This is a genomic window from Salinispora goodfellowii (assembly GCF_059570675.1).
This window is the reverse complement of the sequence record NZ_JCANTD010000052.1, coordinates 1-19790: the sequence shown is the minus strand read 5'-3', so window position 1 is coordinate 19790 and position 19790 is coordinate 1. Positions and strand designations below refer to the sequence as shown.

Below are 19790 nucleotides of genomic sequence, written 5' to 3'. Positions count from 1 at the left end.
CCCTTGAGCGAAGTCGGATCAATCCCAGCCCGCTCCAACACCTCCCACGAGGTCTCCAGCAACAACCGCTGCTGCGGATCCATCGCGACCGCCTCCCGCGGACTGATCCCAAAAAAGTCCGCATCAAAATCGGCCGCATCGTAGAGGAAACCACCCTCCAACGAATACGTCTTCCCCGGCTTACCAGGCTCCGGATCATACAAACCCACCAAATCCCAACCCCGATCAGTGGGAAACCCGGAAACCGCATCAACACCACCCTCCAACAACTCCCACAACTGCTCCGGAGTAGCCACCCCACCCGGAAAACGACAACTCATCGCGACGATCGCGATCGGTTCCTGGGCGAAGGAGGCCGGCGCCGGCTCCGGCACCGCCACCTCCAGGTCGGTGCCCAGCACGGTGGAGAGCACGAACTCGGCGAGCGCCGCCGGGGTCGGATAGTCGAACACCAGGGTCGCCGGCAGCCGCAGTCCGGTGGCGGCGTTGAGCCGATTCCGCAGCTCCACGGCGGCCAGCGAGTCGAAGCCCACCTCGTTGAAGGCACGGCGCGGCTCGATCGCCGCTGCCCCGTCGTGGCCGAGCACGGCTGCGACGTGGGCGCGGATCAGGTCGACGGTGACCCGGTCCCGCTCGACCGGGGTGAGCGCAGCGAGCTGCCGGGCCCAGCCCTGCGCCGCGTCCGCCGGTCCGGCCGCCTGCGCGGCCCGCCTGGCCGGCAGCGGCACCAGGCCGCGCAGCAGCGCCGGTACGCCATCCGGGCGGTTGCGCAGCGTGGCCAGGTCGACCTGGATCGGCGCCAGGACCGGCTCGTCTACGCCGAGCACCGCGTCGAGCAGGGCCAGATTCTCCACCGGGCTGAGGCCGGGCATGCCGGAGCGGTCGATGCGTTGCCGCGCGGCGGCATCCAGCCGGCCGCCCATCCCGCTGTCACCGGTCCACAGGCCCCAGGTGAGAGCGACGGCGGGCCGGCCCGCGGCCCGGCGGGCGGTAGCCAGCGCGTTCAGGGTCGCGTTCGCGGCGGCGTAGTTGCCCTGGCCGGCGCAGTCCAGCAGGCTGGCCAGGGACGAGAAGAGCACGAACACCGACAGGTCCGCGTCGCGGGTCAGCTCGTCGAGATTGACCGCGCCGTCCAGCTTGGCCTTCAGCACGGCGTCGAGCCGCTCCGGACTGAGCGAGCCGATCACCCCGTCGTCCACGATGCCGGCAGCGTGCACCACCGCCCGCAGCGGCCGGTCGGCCGGGACGGCGGCGAGCAGCGCGGCCAGCGCGTCGCGGTCGGCAGCGTCGGCGGCGGCCACCTCGACGGAGGCGCCGGCCGCCGTCAGCTCCGCGCGCAACTCCGCGACGCCGGCCGCCGCCGGGCCGCTGCGGCTGGTCAGCAGCAGGTGGCGTACCCCGTGGGTGTGGGCCAGGTGCCGGGCGACGTGCGCGCCGAGGCCACCGGTGCCGCCGGTGACCAGCACCGTGCCGTCGGTGGGCCAGCGGGTGCCGGCGTCCACATCGTTGCCTCCGGTGGCGGGGGCGGTGGTGGCGACCCGGGCCAGCCGGGGCACACTGATCTCGCCGGCGCGCAACAGCAGCTCCGGCTCACCGGTGGCCAGGGCGGCGGCCAGCAGCGAGGATGGGGCGTCGGTGAGCCGTACGGTGACGAACCGGTCCGGGTTCTCCGTCTGTGCGGCCCGGACCAGGCCCCACACCGCCTCGGAAGCGAGGTCGTCGATCCGGCTGACGAAGACCAGCCGGGAGCCGGCCAACCGCGCATCGGTCAGCCACTGCTGGAGGGTGGCCAGCGCGTCGGCGGTGGCGACCCGGACGTCACCGGCCCGGACGGCGACGAACGTCCACTCGGGTACGGTGGCACCGGCATCGATCGCCGCGCCCAGCGCGGCGGCATCCGGGTACCGGGATGCCGCGCCGATCCGCTCGTCGCCGAGCACACACCAGCGGGGGGTTCCCGACGGCGTGGGCCGGTGGCCCAGCTTCGTCCACTCCAGCCGGAACAGCCGCTCGTGATAGCCGCCCCGGGCGGCGGTGAGCTGGGCGGTGGAGACCGGCCGGGAGACGAGGGAGCGTACCGAGGCGACCGGTGCGCCGGTGGGATCAGCGAGGGCCACCGAGACGCTGTCCCCGGCGGCGGGGGCGATCCGCACCCGCACCTCGGCGGCGCCGGCCGCGTGCAGCGTGATGTCGTTCCAGGCGAACGGGATGCGCACCTCGTCGTCGGCGGATTCGCCGTGGCGGGCCGCCGCGTCGATGGCGTGCAGGGCGGCGTCCAGCACCGCCGGATGCAGGCCGAAGCGAGCGGCGTCCGGCCGGCTGTCGGCGGGGAGCGCGACCTCGGCGTACACCTCGGCACCGCGCCGCCAGACGGCCTTGAGGCCCTGGAAGACCGGGCCGTAGCCGTAGCCCCGACCGGCCAGCACGGGATAGATATCGGTCAGGTCAACCGCCTGTGCGCCCCGGGGCGGCCACTCGGTGAGCGGGGTGCCGGAGTCGGCGGCCTCCGGGGCGAGGATGCCGCTGACATGCCGGGTCCAGAGCTGGTCGCCCGGCTCGTCGGGGCGGGAGTAGATGGCCACCGGGCAGCGTCCCGCCGGGTCGGCGGCGCTGACCACCACCTGGAGGGCGACCCCGCGCTCGTCCAGCGCCAGCGGCGCCTCCAGGGTCAACTCCTCCACCGTGCCGCAGCTGACCTGGTCCCCGGCCCGGACCGCCAGCTCCACGAAAGCGGTGCCGGGCAGCAACGCCACCCCGGAGATGATGTGGTCGGCCAGCCACGGGTGGCTGCGCAGCGATACCCGGCCGGTGAGCACCACCCCGTCACCGCCGGCCAGGCCGACGACCGCACCCACCAACGGGTGGCCGGCAGCTAGCTGACCGAAACCGGTCGCGTCGGCGCTGCCGCCACCGGAGGCCAGCCAGAACCGGCGACGTTGGAACGCGTACGTGGGCAGGGCGACCCGACGAGCACCGCGCGAGGCGAAGAAGGCCGACCAGTCCACGGACGCGCCCCGTACGTGCACGCGGGCGAGGGCGGAGACGAGGTCGGTCCGCTCATCCTGGTCGGCGCGCAGCACCGGGGTGAAGACCGCGTCGTCGTCCTCGGTGAGGCAGGCCGGGCCCATCGCGGAGAGCACCCCGGCCGGTCCGAGTTCGAGGAACGTGGTGACACCCTCGTCGGCCATCACCCGGACCGCGTCGGCGAAGCGGACGCCGTCGCGGACCTGCCGCACCCAGTACTCGGGATCGCACAGTTCACCGGAGAGCACCGCCCGTCCCGTCACCGTGGATACGATCGGTATCGCCGGCGGACGATAGTTGAGCACCTGGGCCAGCCGGCCGAACTCCGCGAGCATCGGCGTCATCAGCGGCGAGTGGAAGGCGTGGCTGACCCGCAGCCGCTTCGTCCTGTGCCCGGCGGCGGCGAGGGCTGCGGCGACCTCGAGCACGGCGACCTCGGTGCCGGAGACCACCACCGAGGTTGGCCCGTTCACCGCCGCCAGGCTCACCTGCGCCTCGCGACCGGCGAGCAGCGGGCGAACCTGCTCCTCGGTGGCCTGCACGGAGATCATCGCACCCTCGGCGGGGAGCTGCTGCATGAGTCGACCGCGCGCCGCAACCAGGATCGCCGCGTCCTCCAGGGAGAGCACCCCGGCGACGTGGGCAGCGGCCAGCTCGCCGACCGAGTGTCCGGCGAGCTGGTCGGGGCGCACCCCCCAGGACTCCAGCAGCCGGAACTGGGCGACCTCCACGGCGAACAGCGCGCACTGGGTGTAGGCGGTCTGGTCCAGTAGCGCCGCCTCGGCGGTGCCGGGCTCGGCGAACAGCACGTCGGTCAGGGGCACGTCCAGTTGCAGGTCCAGCCAGCCGCAGGCGGCGTCGAAGGCGGCGGCGTAGACCGGATAGGCACGGTAGAGCTCACGTCCGGCGCCGAGCCGCTGGCTGCCCTGCCCGGTGAAGAGGAACCCAAGCCCGCCACCGGTAACCTGTCCCAGGTGCACGCCGGGCAGGTCACCGCCGTCGGCGAGGGCGGCCAGATCATGCAGGGTGGTCGCCCGGTCCCGGGAGACCAGGACGGCGCGGTGTTCCAACGCGGTCCGGGTGGTGGCCAGCGAGTACGCGACGTCGAGCAACGTCGGGGTGTTCTCGCTGGTGGCCAGGGTGGCGTGCAGCGCGGCAGCCTGGGCGCGCAGCGCCGCCCCACCGCGGGCGGAGAGCACCACCGGCAGGCCCGCGTCCGACGGCGGCGGCTCGGCGGGGAGGGCGGGTTCGTCAACGGGCGGGGGTTCCTCGACGATGACGTGCGCGTTGGTGCCGCTGACTCCGAACGAGGAGACCCCGGCCCGGCGCGGCCGGCCCGGATCGGCCCACTCGCGGGCCTCGGTGAGCAGCGCGACGGTGCCGGCGGACCAGTCGACGGTGGGGGTGGGGGTGTCGACGTGCAGGGTGCGCGGCAGCACCCGGTGCCGCATCGCCATCAGCACCTTGATCACCCCGGCGACACCGGCGGCGGCCTGCGAGTGCCCGATGTTGGACTTGAGCGAGCCGAGCCAGAGGGGCCGGTCGGCGGGGCGTTCCCGGCCGTAGGTGGCGATGATCGCCTGCGCCTCGATCGGGTCGCCGAGCCGGGTGCCGGTGCCGTGTGCCTCGACCAGGTCGATGTCGGTGGGGGTCAGGCCGGCGGCGGCCAGCGCCGACCGGATCACCCGCTGCTGGGACGGCCCGTTCGGAGCGGTCAGCCCGTTCGATGCGCCATCCTGGTTGATCGCCGACCCGCGGATCACACCGAGGACGCGGTGGCCGTTGCGAAGGGCGTCGCCGAGTCGTTCCAGCACCAGGATGCCGACGCCCTCGGCCCAGCCGGTCCCGTCGGCGGCCGCCGCGAACGGCTTGCAGAGCCCGTCCGGGGCGAGGCCGCGCTGCCGGCTGAAGGCGGTGAACGCGCCCGGGTGCACCATCACCGCGACTCCGCCGGCCAGCGCGGTGGGGCATTCCCCGCGCTGCACCGCCTGACAGGCCAGGTGCAGGGCGACGAGGGAGCCCGAGCAGGCGGTGTCCACAGTCAGGGTGGGCCCCTCGAAGCCGAAGGTGTAGGCGAGCCGACCCGACACCACGCTTGGCGCGTTGCCGGTGAGCAGGTAGCCGTCCAGGCCCTCCGGGGCCTCGTGCAAACGGGGGCCGTACTCCTGGGGTTCGGCACCGATGAAGACCCCGGTCTGGCTGCCGCGCAGCGACGCCGTGTCGATGCCGGCGTCTTCCAGAGCCTCCCAGGCGGTCTCCAGCACCAGCCGCTGCTGGGGGTCCATCGTCATCGCCTCACGCGGGCTGATGCCGAAGAAGTCCGGATCGAACTGGGCCGCGCCCTCCAGGAACCCGCCCTGGCGGACGTAGGTCTTGCCCGGCTTGCCCGGATCGGGGTCGTAGAGCCCGTCGGTGTCCCAGCCCCGGTCGGTCGGGAAGTCGGAGCTGACGTGCCGGCCCTCGGACACCAGCCGCCACAGGTCCTCGGCGGAGGTGCTGTGGCCGGGGTAGCGGCAGCCGATGCCGACCACGGCGATCGGCTCGTCGTCGGTCCGGCGCGGCGGTGCGGCGGCCGGGGCGGGGGCGGCATCGCCGCCGAGCAGGGTCCGCAGCAGCCGCCCGACCGCCTGCGGCGTCGGATGGTCGAAGACCAGGGTGACCGGGAGGTCGAGGCCGGTGGCGGCAGTGAGCCGACGGTGTAGCTCGACCGCGGCGAGCGAGTCGAAGCCCAGATCGCGGAAGGGCCGGCCCGGCTCAACGGCGTCCGGACCGTCCGGCAGCACCGTCCGCAGCACGTCGCGGGCCTGCTCCCGGACCAGGGTGATGAGCGCCCGGTCCTGCTCGTCGGCTGTGCGGCCCTCCAGTCGCCGCCGCAGCGCCGACAGCGCGCCGGGCTCGGCACCGGCGGGGTTCACGGACTCGCTCATGGCACGCTCCACTAGGTCTCCGGGTTCGGCGCCCCGGTCGGTGTGTCGGCTTCGGCGCCCGGTGCCGGCGAGGCCGCCGTGACCGGTAGGGGTCCGGTCGCGGCGGCCTCGCGGCAACCGGCAGGGTCACCGGTCTGGACGGTGGTCGTTCACTCCTCGGGCGCGAGCAGCGCACCCGAGGCCGCGTCACGCACTGTGATCGCGGACATGGGGCACATCTCGGCGGCGTCGATGACTGCCTCGTCGGGCGCGGTCTCCGGGGCTAGGGCGGATGCCTTGCCGGTGCGGACCTCAATCTGGCCGGGCGCCGCGCCGGCGCAGACCCCGGTACCGATGCAGGCATCCCGGTCGATGGTCACTATCCAGCGGGTGTCCACCATGGTCACCAGGCCACCAACAGCCGGTTCGGGCCCCGGACCAGCAGGCCGGACTTCCACGACACGCCCGCGTCGCCGTCGGCCAGGCGCAGGTCGGGGAAACGATCCAGGACGGTGTGCAGGGCCACCTGCAACTCCATCCGGGCCAGCTGCGCGCCGAGACAGTGGTGCGGGCCGTGTCCGAAGGCGACGTGCGGGTTCGGGTCGCGGGTGAGGTCGATGGTCTCCGGGTTCTCGAAGACCTCCGGGTCGCGGTTGGCGCCCGGCAGGGAGACCAGCACCGGCTCGCCGGCGCGCACGGTGATCCCGCTAAGCGTCACGTCCTCCACCGCGTAGCGGGGGAACATGGCGGCCGGGTTGAGCGGGATCATCCGCAGCAGCTCCTCCACGGCGGCCGGCACCAGGCTCCGGTCGGCGCGGAGCTGCGCCATCAGCTCCGGATGGGTGAGCAGCGCGTAGACAAAGTTCGGGATGTGCGTGGAGACCGTCTCGACGCCGGTGAGCAACAGCCCGACCCCGGCGATGGAGAGCAGCTCCTGCTCGGTCAGTCGGTCGCCCTCGTCGCGGGCCTTGACCAGCGCCCCGAGCAGGTCGTCGGTGGGCTCCGCGCGGCGCTGGGCGACCAGCTTGCCCATGTAGCCGAACAGCTGCTCGGCGTAGACCATCAGCTGCTCGCTGGTACTGGTCAGCCCCTCGGTCCAGATCCGGAACTGGGCGCGGTCCTCGAACGGCACACCGAGCAGCTCGCAGATCACGGTAACCGGGTACGGCAGGGCGAACAGCTCGACCAGATCGCCCGGGGAGCCCTTGGCGATCAGCTCGTCGACGTACTCGTTGGCGATCCGCTGCGCGTCCGCGCGGATCGCGTTGACCCGGCGGGCGGTCAGCGCCTTGCCGGCCAACTTGCGAAGCCGGGTGTGGTCCGGCGGGTCGAGTCCGATGATGCCCTCGTACGTCATCTCCGCACGGGTACGGGGTTGATCCTTGCCCTGTGCCGCGGCTCGGCTGAACCTCGGGTCCGTCAGCACGGTCTTGACATCCTCGTACCGAGTGGCCAGCCAGGACACCTCGCCGTACGGCAGTTGCACCCGGGCCAGCGGCTCGGTCCTGCGCAGCAGCTCGTAGGTCGGGTCGATGCCGATTCCGGGCGACTCGCGGAACGGGTACTTGCGGATCTCCTGATCGATCGTCACGGGCACTCCCTCGGGTCGCACCGGGCGCACACTGGGCGCTGGCCTCGATGTCTCGTCGGCCGCTCGGTACGGCAGCTCCGGGCGACACGCCGGGCACCGGCTGGACCAGGCGAGGAATACGTAATCAGGAAAGGAAATCCAACCACACCCCCGCACCGCCCCTACCTTCCCCCTACCACGATTGGTAAGGGCGACTCTGGGGTGCCGCTAGGGGTCCGGGTGGACGGTCCGCCACTAGCCTCGGGTCAAGACAATGCGCTATTGACCGTCGAGCGATTCGCGCGAGCGTGCACCGGTGATTGAGTCACGCCACGTCGGTGGGCGCAATCCCCCTGGAGGATGGCTGATGTCGCTGCTCGTTTCCACGATCGCTGGTCCGGGGCGGTTCCACTCCTTCGGCCCGCACCATATCGACAAACTGGGCACGCGCTTCGGATTGTCGGCCGACAATCTACGCGCGATCCGCACCATTTCCCAGGTGCTGCCGTTCCGGGTCAACGAATACGTCTTGTCGCACCTGGTCGACTGGGACCGCATCCCCGAGGACCCGATCTTCCGGTTGGTGTTCCCGCAGCGTGGCATGCTCGCCGCCGACGACGAACGACTCCTCGGTGACCTACTGGACGCCGGCGACCGCAAGGGGCTGCGCGTGGAGGTGGCCCGAATCCGGGCCGGGCTCAACCCGCACCCGTCCGGGCAGCAGCAGCACAACGTGCCGCACCTGGACGGTCACGAGCTGCCCGGAATGCAGCACAAGTACCGGGAGACGGTGCTGTACTTCCCCCAGCAGGGGCAGACCTGCCACGCCTACTGCACCTACTGCTTCCGCTGGGCACAGTTCGTCGGCGACGCCGACCTGCGGTTCGCCGCGCCGGGCCCCGAGCAGCTGGTGTCGTACCTGCACCGGCACCCGGCGGTGACCGACGTACTGATCACCGGCGGCGATCCGATGATCATGTCGACGGAGCGGCTGCGCAGTCACGTCGAGCCGCTGCTGCAGGTGGACACGGTACGCACCATCCGCTTCGGCACCAAGGCGGTCGCCTACTGGCCGTACCGGTTCGTCTCCGACAGCGACGCCGACGACCTGCTGCGGCTCTTCGCACAGGTGGTCGCCGCCGGCCGCACCGTCGCGGTGATGGCGCACTTCAGCCACCCCCGCGAACTGGCCACCGAGATCGCGACGCGGGCCATCGATCGGATCCGGTCGACCGGGGCGGTGGTCTACTGCCAGGCCCCGCTGATCCGCTACGTCAACGACGACCCCCGCGCCTGGAGCGACATGTGGCGGGCCGAACTGGCTGTCGGTGCGGTGCCCTACTACATGTTCGTCGAGCGGGACACCGGGCCTCGGGACTACTTCCAGGTGCCGCTCACCCGCGCCGCCGACATCTTCCGTACCGCCTATCAGGACCTGCCTGGGCTGGCTCGGACCGTGCGCGGGCCGGTCATGTCGGCGACCCCCGGCAAGGTCCTGGTCGACGGCGTCGAGCAGACCCCACACGGCGACTTCTTCCAACTCCGGTTGATCCAGTCCCGCGACCGACGGCTGGTCGGCCGGCCGTTCCGGGCCCGATGGTCAGCGGACGCGGCGTGGCTGAGCGACCTGCAGATCGACCCGGCCGCCCCGACGGACATCCTCGCCGCGGTCGGCCCCAGCGCGGCCCGCCCCGGCGCGGTCGTCACCACCTGAGCACGAACCGACCCGAAGGGAGCTGGCGATGGCCGGCCGGAAGATTTCGCCCAATCTCGCCCTCGACCAGCTAGTCGCGCAGCGGATCGCCAGGGGTGAGTCCATCGTGCACCTCGGTTTCGGCGAGTCCCGCCTGCCGGTCTTTCCGCCGCTGGTGCGACAACTGACCGCGGGTGCGGACCGCAACGCGTACGGCCCGGTGGTCGGCGACCCGGCCACCCGGGAAGCCGTGGCCGGCTACTTCTCCCGCCGCCGCCTGCCCACGGAGGCCAACCAGGTGATCGTCGCGCCGGGCAGTAAACCGCTGCTGATGGCCCTGCAACTGGTGGTCGACGGTGGCACCCTGGTCGCCCTGCCCAGCTGGGTCACCTACGCCCCGCAGGCCCGACTGGCCGGCAAGAACGTGCGGGGGGTGCCGATCCCGAAGTCCTGCGGCGGTGTCCCTGACCCGGCAGCGCTGCGGGAGACGATCCGCGCCGCCCGGGCGCTCGGTCAGACCCCCCGGATCCTCATCCTCACCTCGCCGGACAACCCGACGGGCACCCACGCCCCAGCCGAGATGATCCGGGAGCTGTGCGCGATCGCCGAGGAGGAGGACCTGCTGATCGTCTCGGATGAGATCTACCGGGACATCCTGCACGAGTCGGGGGCGGACCTGCTCAGCCCGGCGGAGGTCGCGCCCCAGCGGACCGTGGTGATCACCGGGCTGAGCAAGAACCTGGCGCTCGGCGGCTGGCGGATCGGGGCGGCGCGGTTCCCGGCCGGCGGGTGGGGCGAGCGGATCCACGCGGACGTCGCCGCGGTGGCCAGCGAGATCTGGTCCACCCTGGCCGGCCCGATGCAGTCCGTGGCCCGGTACGCCTTCGCCGAGCCGCCGGAGATCCGCGAGCGGCTGGCGGCGGACGCCGCGCTGCACGGCGCGGTGGCCGGTGCGATGCACCGGATCATGGTGGACGCGGGCGCAACCTGCCGGCCACCGACCGGCGCGTTCTACGTCTACCCGGACTTCGCGCCGCTACGGGGCGCGCTGGCCGAGCAGGGCATCACCGACGGCGCGTCGTTGCAGCGCCACCTGCTGGCGGAGTTGGGGATTGCGGTGCTCTCCGGCCACCACTTCGGAGACCGACCCGACGCGCTGCGCTTCCGCGCCGCGACCAGCATGTTGTACGGCGCCACCGGGCAGCAACAGCGGCAGACCCAGGACGCTGCCGACCCGCTCGCCGTGCCGCACGTCGCCGAGGCGCTGGCCCAGGTTGAGCGGGCCCTCGCCAAGCTCCCCCGATGACAAGGATGCCAGAGATGACCAACGCCATCGTCTTCCCCGGGATGGGTCCGTGCGAGTTCACCGACGTCGCGAAGTTCATGCTCGTCAACCGGGACGCTCGCGCCCTGCTCGCCACCGCGAGCGACGCCCTGGACTACGACCTGTTCGCCCGGTATCGGGACAGCGATGACGACTACTCCGAGTACGCCCAGGTGGCCTTCCTGGTCAACTGTGTGGCGTTGGCCCGCTGGGCGGAGCGGGTGCTTGACCTGCGGCCGGGCCTGGTCGCCGGGCCCAGCTTCGGGGGCAAGGCCGCCGCCGTGTACAGCGGCGCGCTGGACTTCGCCGAGGCGGTACGGATGACCGCGCGGCTGTCCCGGATCGAGACGGAGTACTTCGCGGCCGAGCAGCCGGGCGTGGTGACGATGTCCTTCGTCCGGACCCCGCCGGATCGGCTGCGGGAAATCCTGGGCGAACTGGATGAGGCCGGTGAATGGTACGAGATTTCCTGCTATGTGGACACCGACTTTTGGATGGTAACGCTGCACGAAGGGCGTACCGACTGGTTGGCGCAGCGGCTGCGCGCCAGCGGTGGGCTGCCGCTGTACGTGATGGATCCGCCGCTACACGCTGCCGCTTTCCAGCCGCTGCGCGACCGGGTGGAGGCGGAACTGTTCGCGTCACTGCGCTTCACCGACCCGCAGATCCCGGTCGTCGCCGACCAGGACGGCACGGTGCGGGACACCGCAGCCGGGGTGCGGGCCATGTTGCTCGACGGCATCGTCACGCCGGTGCGCTGGCTGGCGGCGGTCGGCACGTTCCAACGGTTGGGCGTGGAGACGGTGCACGTCTGTGGACCGGACCGGTTGTGGGGTCGGGTGCGGGCGACCGTCCGCAACTTCCACACCACCATCGTGGACCCGCGGCGGGCGATGTCGCCGATCCGCCGCACCGTGGTCGGGTGACGGCCGGTCGAGCACGGAGGACGATGATGACTCAGCACACCGACTACGCCCTGTCCGGACGATTCCTGCAGGGGCTGGCCGCCGCGCCCCGGGCCACCGCCCTGCACCTGCCGTCCGGCCCGGTCAGCTACGAGGAACTACACGACACCGCCCTGCGCTGGGCGGGTGCACTGGCCGCTGGCCCGGACGGGCCACCCCGGGTGGTCGGCATCCTGGCCGGCAAGACCCTGGAGTCGTACGCGGGACTACTCGCCACCCTGTACGTCGGCGCGACCGCCGTACCGCTACACCCGGAGTTCCCGGCGACGCGCACCGCCCGGATGCTCACCGCGTGCGGGGTGTCCACCCTGTTGCTCGACGACGCCGGTTTGGCGGTACGGGCCGAGTTGGGCGATACGGTCTCCGGGGTGCCGGTGCTGGCACCGATGGCGGACCCGGACGGCAGCGGCACCGGTCCCCGGCTCCCGGTGGCCTCGGCGACGCCGCTGGCCGAGCCGCTCCCGGCCGGCCCCGACGACGTGGCCTACGTGCTGTTCACCTCCGGTTCGACGGGGCGCCCCAAGGCGGTGCCGATCACCCACGGCAACCTGCGGCACTACTTCTCGGTGCTCGACAACCGGTACGACTTCGGGCCGGGCGACCGCTTCTCACAGTCGTTCGACCTGAACTTCGACTGCGCCATGTTCGACCTCTTCTGCGCCTGGGGTGCGGGGGCGAGCGTGCACCCGGTGCCCCCGGGGGCGTACCGGGACGTCCCGGCGTTCGTGGCCGAGCGGCGCCTGACGGTGTGGTTCTCCACCCCCAGCGCGATCACCCTGGTCCGGCGGACCGGACGGCTGGTTCCGGCGGCGATGCCGTCGCTGCGGTGGAGCCTCTTTGCCGGAGAGGCGCTGCACGTCGCCGACGCGGTGGGCTGGCAGACAGCGGCGCCCGGGTCGACTCTGGAGAACATCTACGGCCCGACCGAGCTGACCGTCACCATCACCGGGCACCGCTGGTCGCCACAGACCTCGCCAGGGCTCTGCGTCAACGGCCTCGTCCCCATCGGATCCCTGCACGACGGACACGACGGGGTGCTGCTCGAGGTGGACGGCGCGGCCAACGAGGTGGAGGGTGAACTCCTGGTCACCGGCCCGCAGCTGACCCCCGGCTACCTCGATCCGGCCGACGACGAGGGCCGGTTCCTCATCCGGGACGGCCGGCGCTGGTACCGCACCGGAGACCGGGTGCGGCGGCTGAGGAACAAGGAGTTGATCTACCTGGGCCGGCTGGACGCCCAGGTGCAGGTGCACGGCTGGCGGGTCGAGCTGGCCGAGATCGAGCACGCGTTGCGGGGCTGCCCCGGGATCGAGGACGCGGTCACCGTGGTCCGGTCCGGGGCCGGCGGCACCGAACTGGTGGTCTTCTACACCGGCGAGCCGACCGCGCCGGCGGAGCTGTCCCGACAGCTGCGGCAGATCCTGCCGAAGGGTATGTTGCCCCGCTCGTACCGACACGTGCCGGAGTTCCCGCTGAACTCCAACCGGAAGGTCGACCGGGCGCGGCTGGCCCGGACGGCCGCCGAGACCTGACCCGGACCGGTCCCCCACGCCAACGGGGACCGGCCGGGACCGGCGAACGGTGGATCAGCCCGCGGGTTCCCCGGCGCGGGCAGCGAGGGCCCGACGGTCGACCTTGCCATTGGCGTTGACCGGCAGCTCGTCGAGGACCCGCACCTGCTGCGGCACCATGAAGTCGGGCAGCGCCTCCAGGCAGAACGCGCCGAGCTCCATCTCCTCGACGCCGGTGACCCCCGGGTCGAGCACCACGAAGGTGGCCAGCACCGGATCCTTGCCCTCCTGGGAGAGCATCAGCGCGGCGGCGCCGGCGACACCCGGGAACTCCCGGACCCGGCGCTCCACCTCGCCCAGCTCGACCCGGTTGCCGCGTACCTTGACCAGCGAGTCGGCTCGGCCGGTGAAGTACAGCTCGCCGCTCTCCCCCCGGTACGCCAGGTCGCCGGTGCGGAAGACCACCTGCCCGGCGGCCGGGTTGAGCGGGTCGGGCACCAGAGCCTCGGCGGTCGCCTGCGGGTCGTTCCAGTAGCCGTTGAACAGGGCGGCGCTGCGCAGATGGATCTGGCCGACCACACCCGGCTCATCGACCGGCTGACCGTCCTCGTCGATCAGCAGCATCTCCGCACCGGGGTGGGCGTGACCGATGGAAATCCGGTCCGCGCCGTCGGGCAACGGGTTCGGTACGTCGGTGAAGGACGCGGCGAGGGACTCACTGCTGCCGAAGCAGTTGACCACCCGGGCCCGGGGCAGGGCCCGTTGCAGTTCACGCAGTTCGGGCAGCGGGAAGTTCTCGCCGGAATAGAGCACACCGCGGATCTGCTCACCGAGCGCGGCCAGCCCCGCGTACTCGTGCCGCAGCACGCCCCGCCAGATCGACGGGACGCCATTGACCTGGGTGGCTCCGGTGTCGGTGAGAAACTGCACGAACCGGCGGGGCCAGCGCAGCAGCGCCCGGGGCACCGGCACGACGGCCGCGCCACTGCCCAGGGCCAAGCCGATGTCGAGCAGGGAGAAGTCGAACTGGAGTGGGGAGGTGGTGGCGACCCGGTCCTCGGCGGAGACGATGCCGTGCCGGAGCATGCCTCGGAAGAAGGCGAGTATGCCCCGGTGGCTCATCACCACGCCCTTGGGCCGACCGGTAGTGCCGGAAGTGAAGATCACGTAGGCGGGGTCGGTGGGGACCAGCTCCCGGCGGCGCCGGATGCGGGGCGCCGGGGCCCGGTCGACCTGGATGCCGTCGGTGCCGAAGCGGGCGGTGCCCAGCGGCGTGGGTACCGCCTCCCGGCGTCCGTCAACGGTTTGCAGGTGCAGTGCCGCCTCGGTGCTCTCGGCGATCAGCGCGAGGCGCTGCGCCGGTGTCTCCGGGCTGACCGGGACGAAGGTGAGCCCCAGCGAGGAGCAGGCCAGGAAGGCGGCGATGGCGGTCGGCGAGGTGTCCGACTCCAGGATCACCCGATCGCCGATGTCCAGGCCCATCTCGTCGAGAGCAGCGGCGTAGCCGTCAACCCGCTGGGCGAGCTGACGGTACGACAGGGTGCCGGTCTCGCCGCCGACCGTCTGGACGACGGCCGGCCGGTCGGGCGTCAGCCGGGCGCCCGCCAACAGAAACTCGGGCAACGTCTCCACGGAGGCGTGCGTGCGCGCGAAAATCTCTCGACCCATGACCGGAGCGTATCGGCGACCTTAAGTGCACTGCACCCGCATCAACACCCCTAGCGACCCCTAACCGTCGACCTTCGCGGGGCCAGAAATTGTCGGGTCGGCTACGCCCGGCGGTCGTTGCTAACGTCTTCTCACCCTGCACCGGAAGGAAATCACCGACATGTGGGATCAACGGTTCGAGACCATCCTGCGCCAGCACCTTCCCTTCCTCGACCCGGAGGAGCCGCTGCTGGGCGGCGCCAGCCTGCGGGACTCGGGCCTGGACTCCCTCGCCATGGTCGAGCTGCTGGCAATGCTCGAGAGCGAGTACAACGTCCGGTTCGTCGACGAGGCGATGTCGATGGAGACGTTTGCCACCCCAGCGACACTGTGGAGCGCGCTGAACGACATACTCGGCGCTTCCGTGTGACGCATTCCGCACGCACCGGCCCGTGACCATTTCGGTCACGGGCCTCTTCGACGGCTCAACTCCGCCTCGAGTCAACGAGAGCACGCGGGTTGAACGACACGCTCAGAGCTGGTCGAGAAACTCGGTGAGGAGGTCGGTGAACCGCTCCGGGGTCTCCAGGTGAGGCAGGTGACTGGCCCCGTTGATGATCTCCCAGCGAGCACCGGGGACCAGATCGTGGAAGGGGCGTACCGCGGCCGGGGTGACCTCGTCGTGCTCGCCGCTGATGACCAGGGTGGGTGCGTCGATCCGCGGCAACCGATCGACCAGCGAGTAGTCGCGCAGGGTCCCGGTCACGCAGAACTCGCTCGGCCCGTTCATCGAGTGGTAGACGGTAGGATCCCCGTTGATCTCCATGAAGCTGGCCATCAGCTCCGGCGGCAACGGCTTACGCCGGCACACGTGCCGCTGGTAGAAGACCATCATCGCCGCCACGTACGCGGGGCTGTCGGTGGTGCCGGCGGCCTCGTGTCGACGTAGGGTCTCGTCCACGCCGGGGGGCAGCGCGGCCCGCAGGACGTCCAGCTCGGGCAGCCACAGCGGGTATGACGCGGGCGCGTTGGCGATCACCAGGCCGCGCAGCCCGGCGGGCCGATCCACCGCGTGTGCCGCCGCCAGGACCCCGCCCCAGGACTGCCCGAACAGGACGTACCTGTCGGCGATGCCAAGCCGACACAGGAGGTTGTCCAGCTCGGCCAGGAACAGCTCCACCGTCCAGAAGTCAACGCCACGGTCCCGCAGGTGGGTGGCACCTCCGTTACCGAGCTGGTCGTAGTGCACCACGGGGCGACCGGAGCGGCTCAGCTCGGCCAGGTTGAGCAGGTAGTCGTGGGTGCTGCCCGGGCCGCCGTGCAGCACGACGAGCGGCGGCGGCCCCTCGTGCAGTCGGCCCGTCACGCGGTACCACGTCCGGTAGTCACCGAACTCCACGGTGCCCCTGTCGGTCGGTGCCAGTGTCATCGCGTTCACTCCAGCTGTCGTCACTGCGAGATCCAGTCCCGGACCACGCCGGCCGTCGCAGCGACCTGCCCTTCCATCATGGTGAAGTGGTCGCCGGGCACCTCCCGGAGTGTGTGCGGGGTTTCCCAGGTGGCTCGCCACCCATCGTCGTCGCCAGCCATGATGGATTCCTGCGGCCGGACGAAGAGCACCGGTGTGTCGATAGACTCGATCGGGCAGCTTTCCAGCAGCCGAACGTAGCGGCCCATCGCCGACAGCCGGGCGCTGCTGAACTCGCCGAAGGCGGCCTCCCGGTCCAGCAGCGAGTCGAGCATGTGGGTGAAGAAGGCCGGTGTGGTGCTGCCGGTGGTCAGGTACGTGTCCAGCAGCACCACCCCGGTCGGGCTGTGCCCCTGCCGCTCCAGCTCACCGGCGGTGGCGTGGGCGAACAGCCCACCCGAGGAGTAGCCGACAAGGACGTACGGCCCCTGTTCGGCGATCGGGCGGACCATCTCGGCGAAGACCCGCACCGCCGCGTCGGACGAGGTGGGCAGGCTCTCGTCGCGGCCGAAGCCCGGCACCGGCAGGGTCCACACGTCCCGGGTGCCGCCGAACTCGGCGGTGAACCGGGCGTACTGCTGATCGCCGCCGAGCGCCATCGGCGAGGGGAGACAGACCATCGCCGGCCCCTGGTCGCCGCGGGCGAGCCGGCGGGGCGTGGGAAGCTCCGGCAGGTCAGCCGGCCCGTCGAAGGTGGGCCGGATGTCGGCGACCGCGTACAGCAGGGACAGGCCCTGCTGTACGCGGCCACCCTTGACGGCGGTACGGAACAACGCGCTCATGGTGTCGGCGGCGTCGGTCTGTCCGGTGTGTTCCTCGGCCGGCGGGGCGGCCAGTTCGGTGCGCAGCAGGGCCGCGAGTTCGGCGATGCTGCCGTGGTCGAAGACCACGCCCGTGTCCAGCCGCAGCCCCGTGGCCTCGTTCAGGGCGTTGCGCAGCTCCATCGCGGTGAGCGAGTCGATGCCGAGTTCGACGAAGCGCAGCGCCGGGTCAACGTCGTCGGATCGGGTGTGGCCGAGCACCGTCGCGGCCCGCCTCCGGACCAGGTCACGCAGCAGCGCCTCTTGGCCGTCGGTGTCGAGCCCGGCGAGGGTACGCCGCAGCCCCGCCGGGTCGGGCCCGGTCGCCCCGGACCGGCTCCGCCGGTCCGGGGCGACAAGCGTACGGAGGATCGGCGGCACCTCGGCCGTAGCCGGAGTACGCAGGTCGGCCTTGACCGGCACGAGCACCGCGTCCGTACGGGCTAGCGCCGCGTCGAGCAGGTCCAGCCCCTCCTCGCTGGACATCGGCAGCACCCCGCCCCGGGACATCCGGGCCCGGTCGGTGCCACCGAGGTTGTCAGCCATGCCGCCGCCGGCCCACGGTCCCCAGGCGAGGGACTGAGCGGGAAGCCCGGCCGCCCGGCGGGCGGCCGCGAGCGCGTCGAGGAAGGCGTTTGCCGCCGCGTAGTTACCCTGTCCCGGCCCGCCGAGCACACCGGCCGCCGAGGAGAAGAGCACAAACGCGGTGAGGTTCGCGTGGCGGGTCAGCTCGTGCAGGTTGGTCGCGGCGTCAACCTTGGGACGTAGCACCGCGTCGAGGCGTTCCCGGGTCAGCGAGGGGATCGTTCCGTCGTCGAGCAACCCGGCGGCATGCACCACCCCGGTCAGCGGGTGCTCGGCGGACACCCCAGCGAGCAGCGCGGCGACCGCGTCCCGGTCGGCCAGGTCGCAGGCGACGACGGTGACCTCGGCGCCGCGCGCGGTGAGAGCGGCGCTCAGCCCGGCCATGCCGTCCGCGTCGGGGCCGCGCCGGCTGGCCAGTAGCAGGTGCCGCACCCCGTGCGCGTCGACCAGGTGCCGGGCGACGAGCCCGCCGAGGGCGCCGGCGGCCCCGGTAAGCAGGACGGTGCCGTCGGCGGTAAAAGTGTTGCCGGAGGTGCTGTCGGGTGCACCCGCGGCCACCAGCCGGGCGGCGTGCGCGACGCCCTCGCGCAGGACCAGTTGCGGTTCGCCGCCGGCCAGCACGGCCGGGAGGGCCTGCACCGACTTGTCGTGGTCGTCGAGGTCAACCAGGACGATCCGGCCTGGGTTCTCCGACTGGGCAGAACGGGCGAGCCCCCAGACCGCGGCGGCCGCCGGCTGGGTGACCGGCGTGCCCTGCGCGCCATGGGTGAGGACCATCAGTCGGGACGACGCCAGCCGCTCGTCGGCGAGCCACCGCTGCAGCAGGGCGAGGAACCGCCCCGTGGCGTGCCGGGCACCGGCCGCGAGGTCACGGCGGTCGGATTGGACGCTGGCGACCAGCACCACGTCCGGTGCGGTGGCGCCCGCGTCCAGGCCGGCGGTGAGGGCGTCAAGGCCGGGGTGGGTCTCGACGGCCAGCCCAGCCGGGTCGAGCGCGGCGGCCGCCTTGAACTCGTCGGAGCCGATGAGTGCCCAGCGACCGGTACCCACAGTGGTGGGCAGCGGCACCGGGGTCCAGTCGACCCGATACAGGTGCTCCTGCCGGCCGCCGCGAGCGGCCACGAGCTGACTGATATCGATCTCTCTCAGTACCAGGGAGTCGACCCGGGCGACGGGTGCGCCGGTCTCATCGGCGAGGGTGAGGGCGACCTGCTCGGGACCGGTGGGGGTGACGGTGACCCGAAGGGCGACGGCGCCGGTGGCCTGGATGGTCACCCCGGCCCAGGAGAACGGGACGGCGGGCGCGCCCTCGCCCCGGCTGAGGCCGATGGCGTGCAGGGCCGCGTCGAACAGGCCCGGGTGCAGGTGGAACTGGTCGGCGTCGGTCACATCGGCGGGAAGCGCGATCTCGGCGTACACCTCGTCGCCGTGCCGCCAGGCGGTCCGCAGGCCCCGGAAAACCGGGCCGTAGCCGAGGCCAACCTCGGCCATCCGTTCGTACAGTCCCTCGAGGTCGACGGGGATGGCGGCGGCTGGGGGCCACGGGGCCGGCGGGTCGGCGGTCGGAACCGGCGGGGCCGGGGCGACCACTCCGACGGCGTGCCGGGTCCACGGCGCGTCCTGGTGCCGGGAGTAGACGGTGACCGGCCGCGCGCCGTCCGCGCCGGGGGCGCTCACGGCGACCTGTACCTGTACGCCGCCGTCGTCCGGGATGACCAGCGGGGCCTGGAGGGCGAGTTCGGTCAGTTGGCCGCAGCCGACGTGGTCACCGGCACGCACGACGATTTCCACCAGGCCGGTGCCGGGTAGCACGACCGTGTCGCCGAGCGCGTGGTCGGCCAGCCACGGGTGGGTACGCCGGGACAGGAGGCCGGTGGCGATGAGCCCGTCGGTGTCGGGGAGAGCGGTGACGGCCGACAGCAGCGGGTGTTCGGCATCGAGCAGACCGGCGGCGGTGACGTCCTTGTCGGCTCCAGTGTCGTGCAACCAGTAGTGCTGGTGTTGGAAGGCATACGTCGGCAAATCCACCCGCCGCCCACCCCCACACACCACACCCCAATCCAAATCCACACCCGACACCCACACCCGACCCATCCCCTCCACAAACCGCGTCACCTCACCACCACCACGCCGCTGCAACCCCACCACCACCGCCCCCGGCACACACTCCCCCACCATCGCCGACAACACACTGTCCGGACCCACCTCCACAAACCGCGTCACCCCACGCCCCACCAACGTCCCCACCGCATCCGCAAACCGCACCGTCCCCCGCACCTGCCCCTGCCAATACCCCA

At 72.1% G+C, this 19790-nt stretch carries 11 protein-coding genes; 5 read left to right on the top strand and 6 right to left on the bottom strand.

Annotated elements, in window-relative coordinates; genetic code table 11:
* The 3 genes from T398_RS25595 to T398_RS25585 all read right to left on the bottom strand — a co-directional run.
* On the bottom strand, positions 1-5939 hold a 5939-nt coding region (locus tag T398_RS25595), incomplete at its 3' end, for a type I polyketide synthase (protein WP_496450390.1).
* A gap of 161 nt (positions 5940-6100) precedes the next feature.
* On the bottom strand, positions 6101-6331 hold the full coding sequence (locus tag T398_RS25590; RefSeq protein WP_496450389.1) for a ferredoxin: 231 nt from the start codon (positions 6329-6331) through the stop codon (positions 6101-6103).
* 2 nt (positions 6332-6333) lie between these two features.
* Positions 6334-7521, bottom strand: coding sequence for a cytochrome P450 (locus tag T398_RS25585; RefSeq protein WP_496450386.1), 1188 nt, complete (start codon positions 7519-7521; stop codon positions 6334-6336).
* Positions 7522-7867: 346 nt separating this feature from the next.
* On the opposite strand from T398_RS25585, the gene T398_RS25580 reads away from it, so the two are divergent.
* Genes T398_RS25580 through T398_RS25565 form a run of 4 tightly spaced genes read left to right on the top strand, consistent with a single transcriptional unit; the run spans position 7868 to position 13014 of the window.
* Positions 7868-9214 carry a KamA family radical SAM protein gene (locus tag T398_RS25580; protein WP_496450385.1) on the top strand — a complete coding sequence of 449 codons (1347 nt, stop codon included), beginning with the start codon at positions 7868-7870 and terminating at the stop codon, positions 9212-9214.
* A gap of 28 nt (positions 9215-9242) precedes the next feature.
* Entirely contained in the window at positions 9243-10499 is a 1257-nt protein-coding gene (locus T398_RS25575; RefSeq protein WP_496450384.1) for a pyridoxal phosphate-dependent aminotransferase, read from the top strand.
* Between the two features lie 14 nt (positions 10500-10513).
* A complete protein-coding gene (locus tag T398_RS25570) occupies positions 10514-11443 on the top strand; it encodes an ACP S-malonyltransferase (RefSeq protein ID WP_496450383.1) in 930 nt (309 codons plus the stop codon).
* A 26-nt stretch (positions 11444-11469) separates the two neighbouring features.
* Positions 11470-13014: an AMP-binding protein gene (locus T398_RS25565; protein WP_496450382.1), complete on the top strand. Its 1545-nt coding sequence runs from the start codon at positions 11470-11472 to the stop codon at positions 13012-13014.
* 54 nt (positions 13015-13068) lie between these two features.
* On the opposite strand, the gene T398_RS25560 is transcribed toward T398_RS25565, so the two are convergent.
* On the bottom strand, positions 13069-14661 hold the full coding sequence (locus tag T398_RS25560; RefSeq protein ID WP_496450381.1) for an AMP-binding protein: 1593 nt from the start codon (positions 14659-14661) through the stop codon (positions 13069-13071).
* Positions 14662-14821: 160 nt separating this feature from the next.
* Here T398_RS25560 and T398_RS25555 point away from each other — a divergent pair, with 160 nt between their 5' ends.
* Positions 14822-15070, top strand: a complete 249-nt coding sequence (locus tag T398_RS25555; protein ID WP_496450380.1) for a phosphopantetheine-binding protein — start codon at positions 14822-14824, stop codon at positions 15068-15070.
* Positions 15071-15172: 102 nt separating this feature from the next.
* On the opposite strand, the gene T398_RS25550 is transcribed toward T398_RS25555, so the two are convergent.
* On the bottom strand, positions 15173-16078 hold the full coding sequence (locus T398_RS25550) for a proline iminopeptidase-family hydrolase (protein WP_496450388.1): 906 nt from the start codon (positions 16076-16078) through the stop codon (positions 15173-15175).
* A gap of 11 nt (positions 16079-16089) precedes the next feature.
* Positions 16090-19521 carry a type I polyketide synthase gene (locus tag T398_RS25545; RefSeq protein WP_496450387.1) on the bottom strand — a complete coding sequence of 1144 codons (3432 nt, stop codon included), beginning with the start codon at positions 19519-19521 and terminating at the stop codon, positions 16090-16092.
* Between the last annotated feature and the right edge of the window lie 269 nt (positions 19522-19790).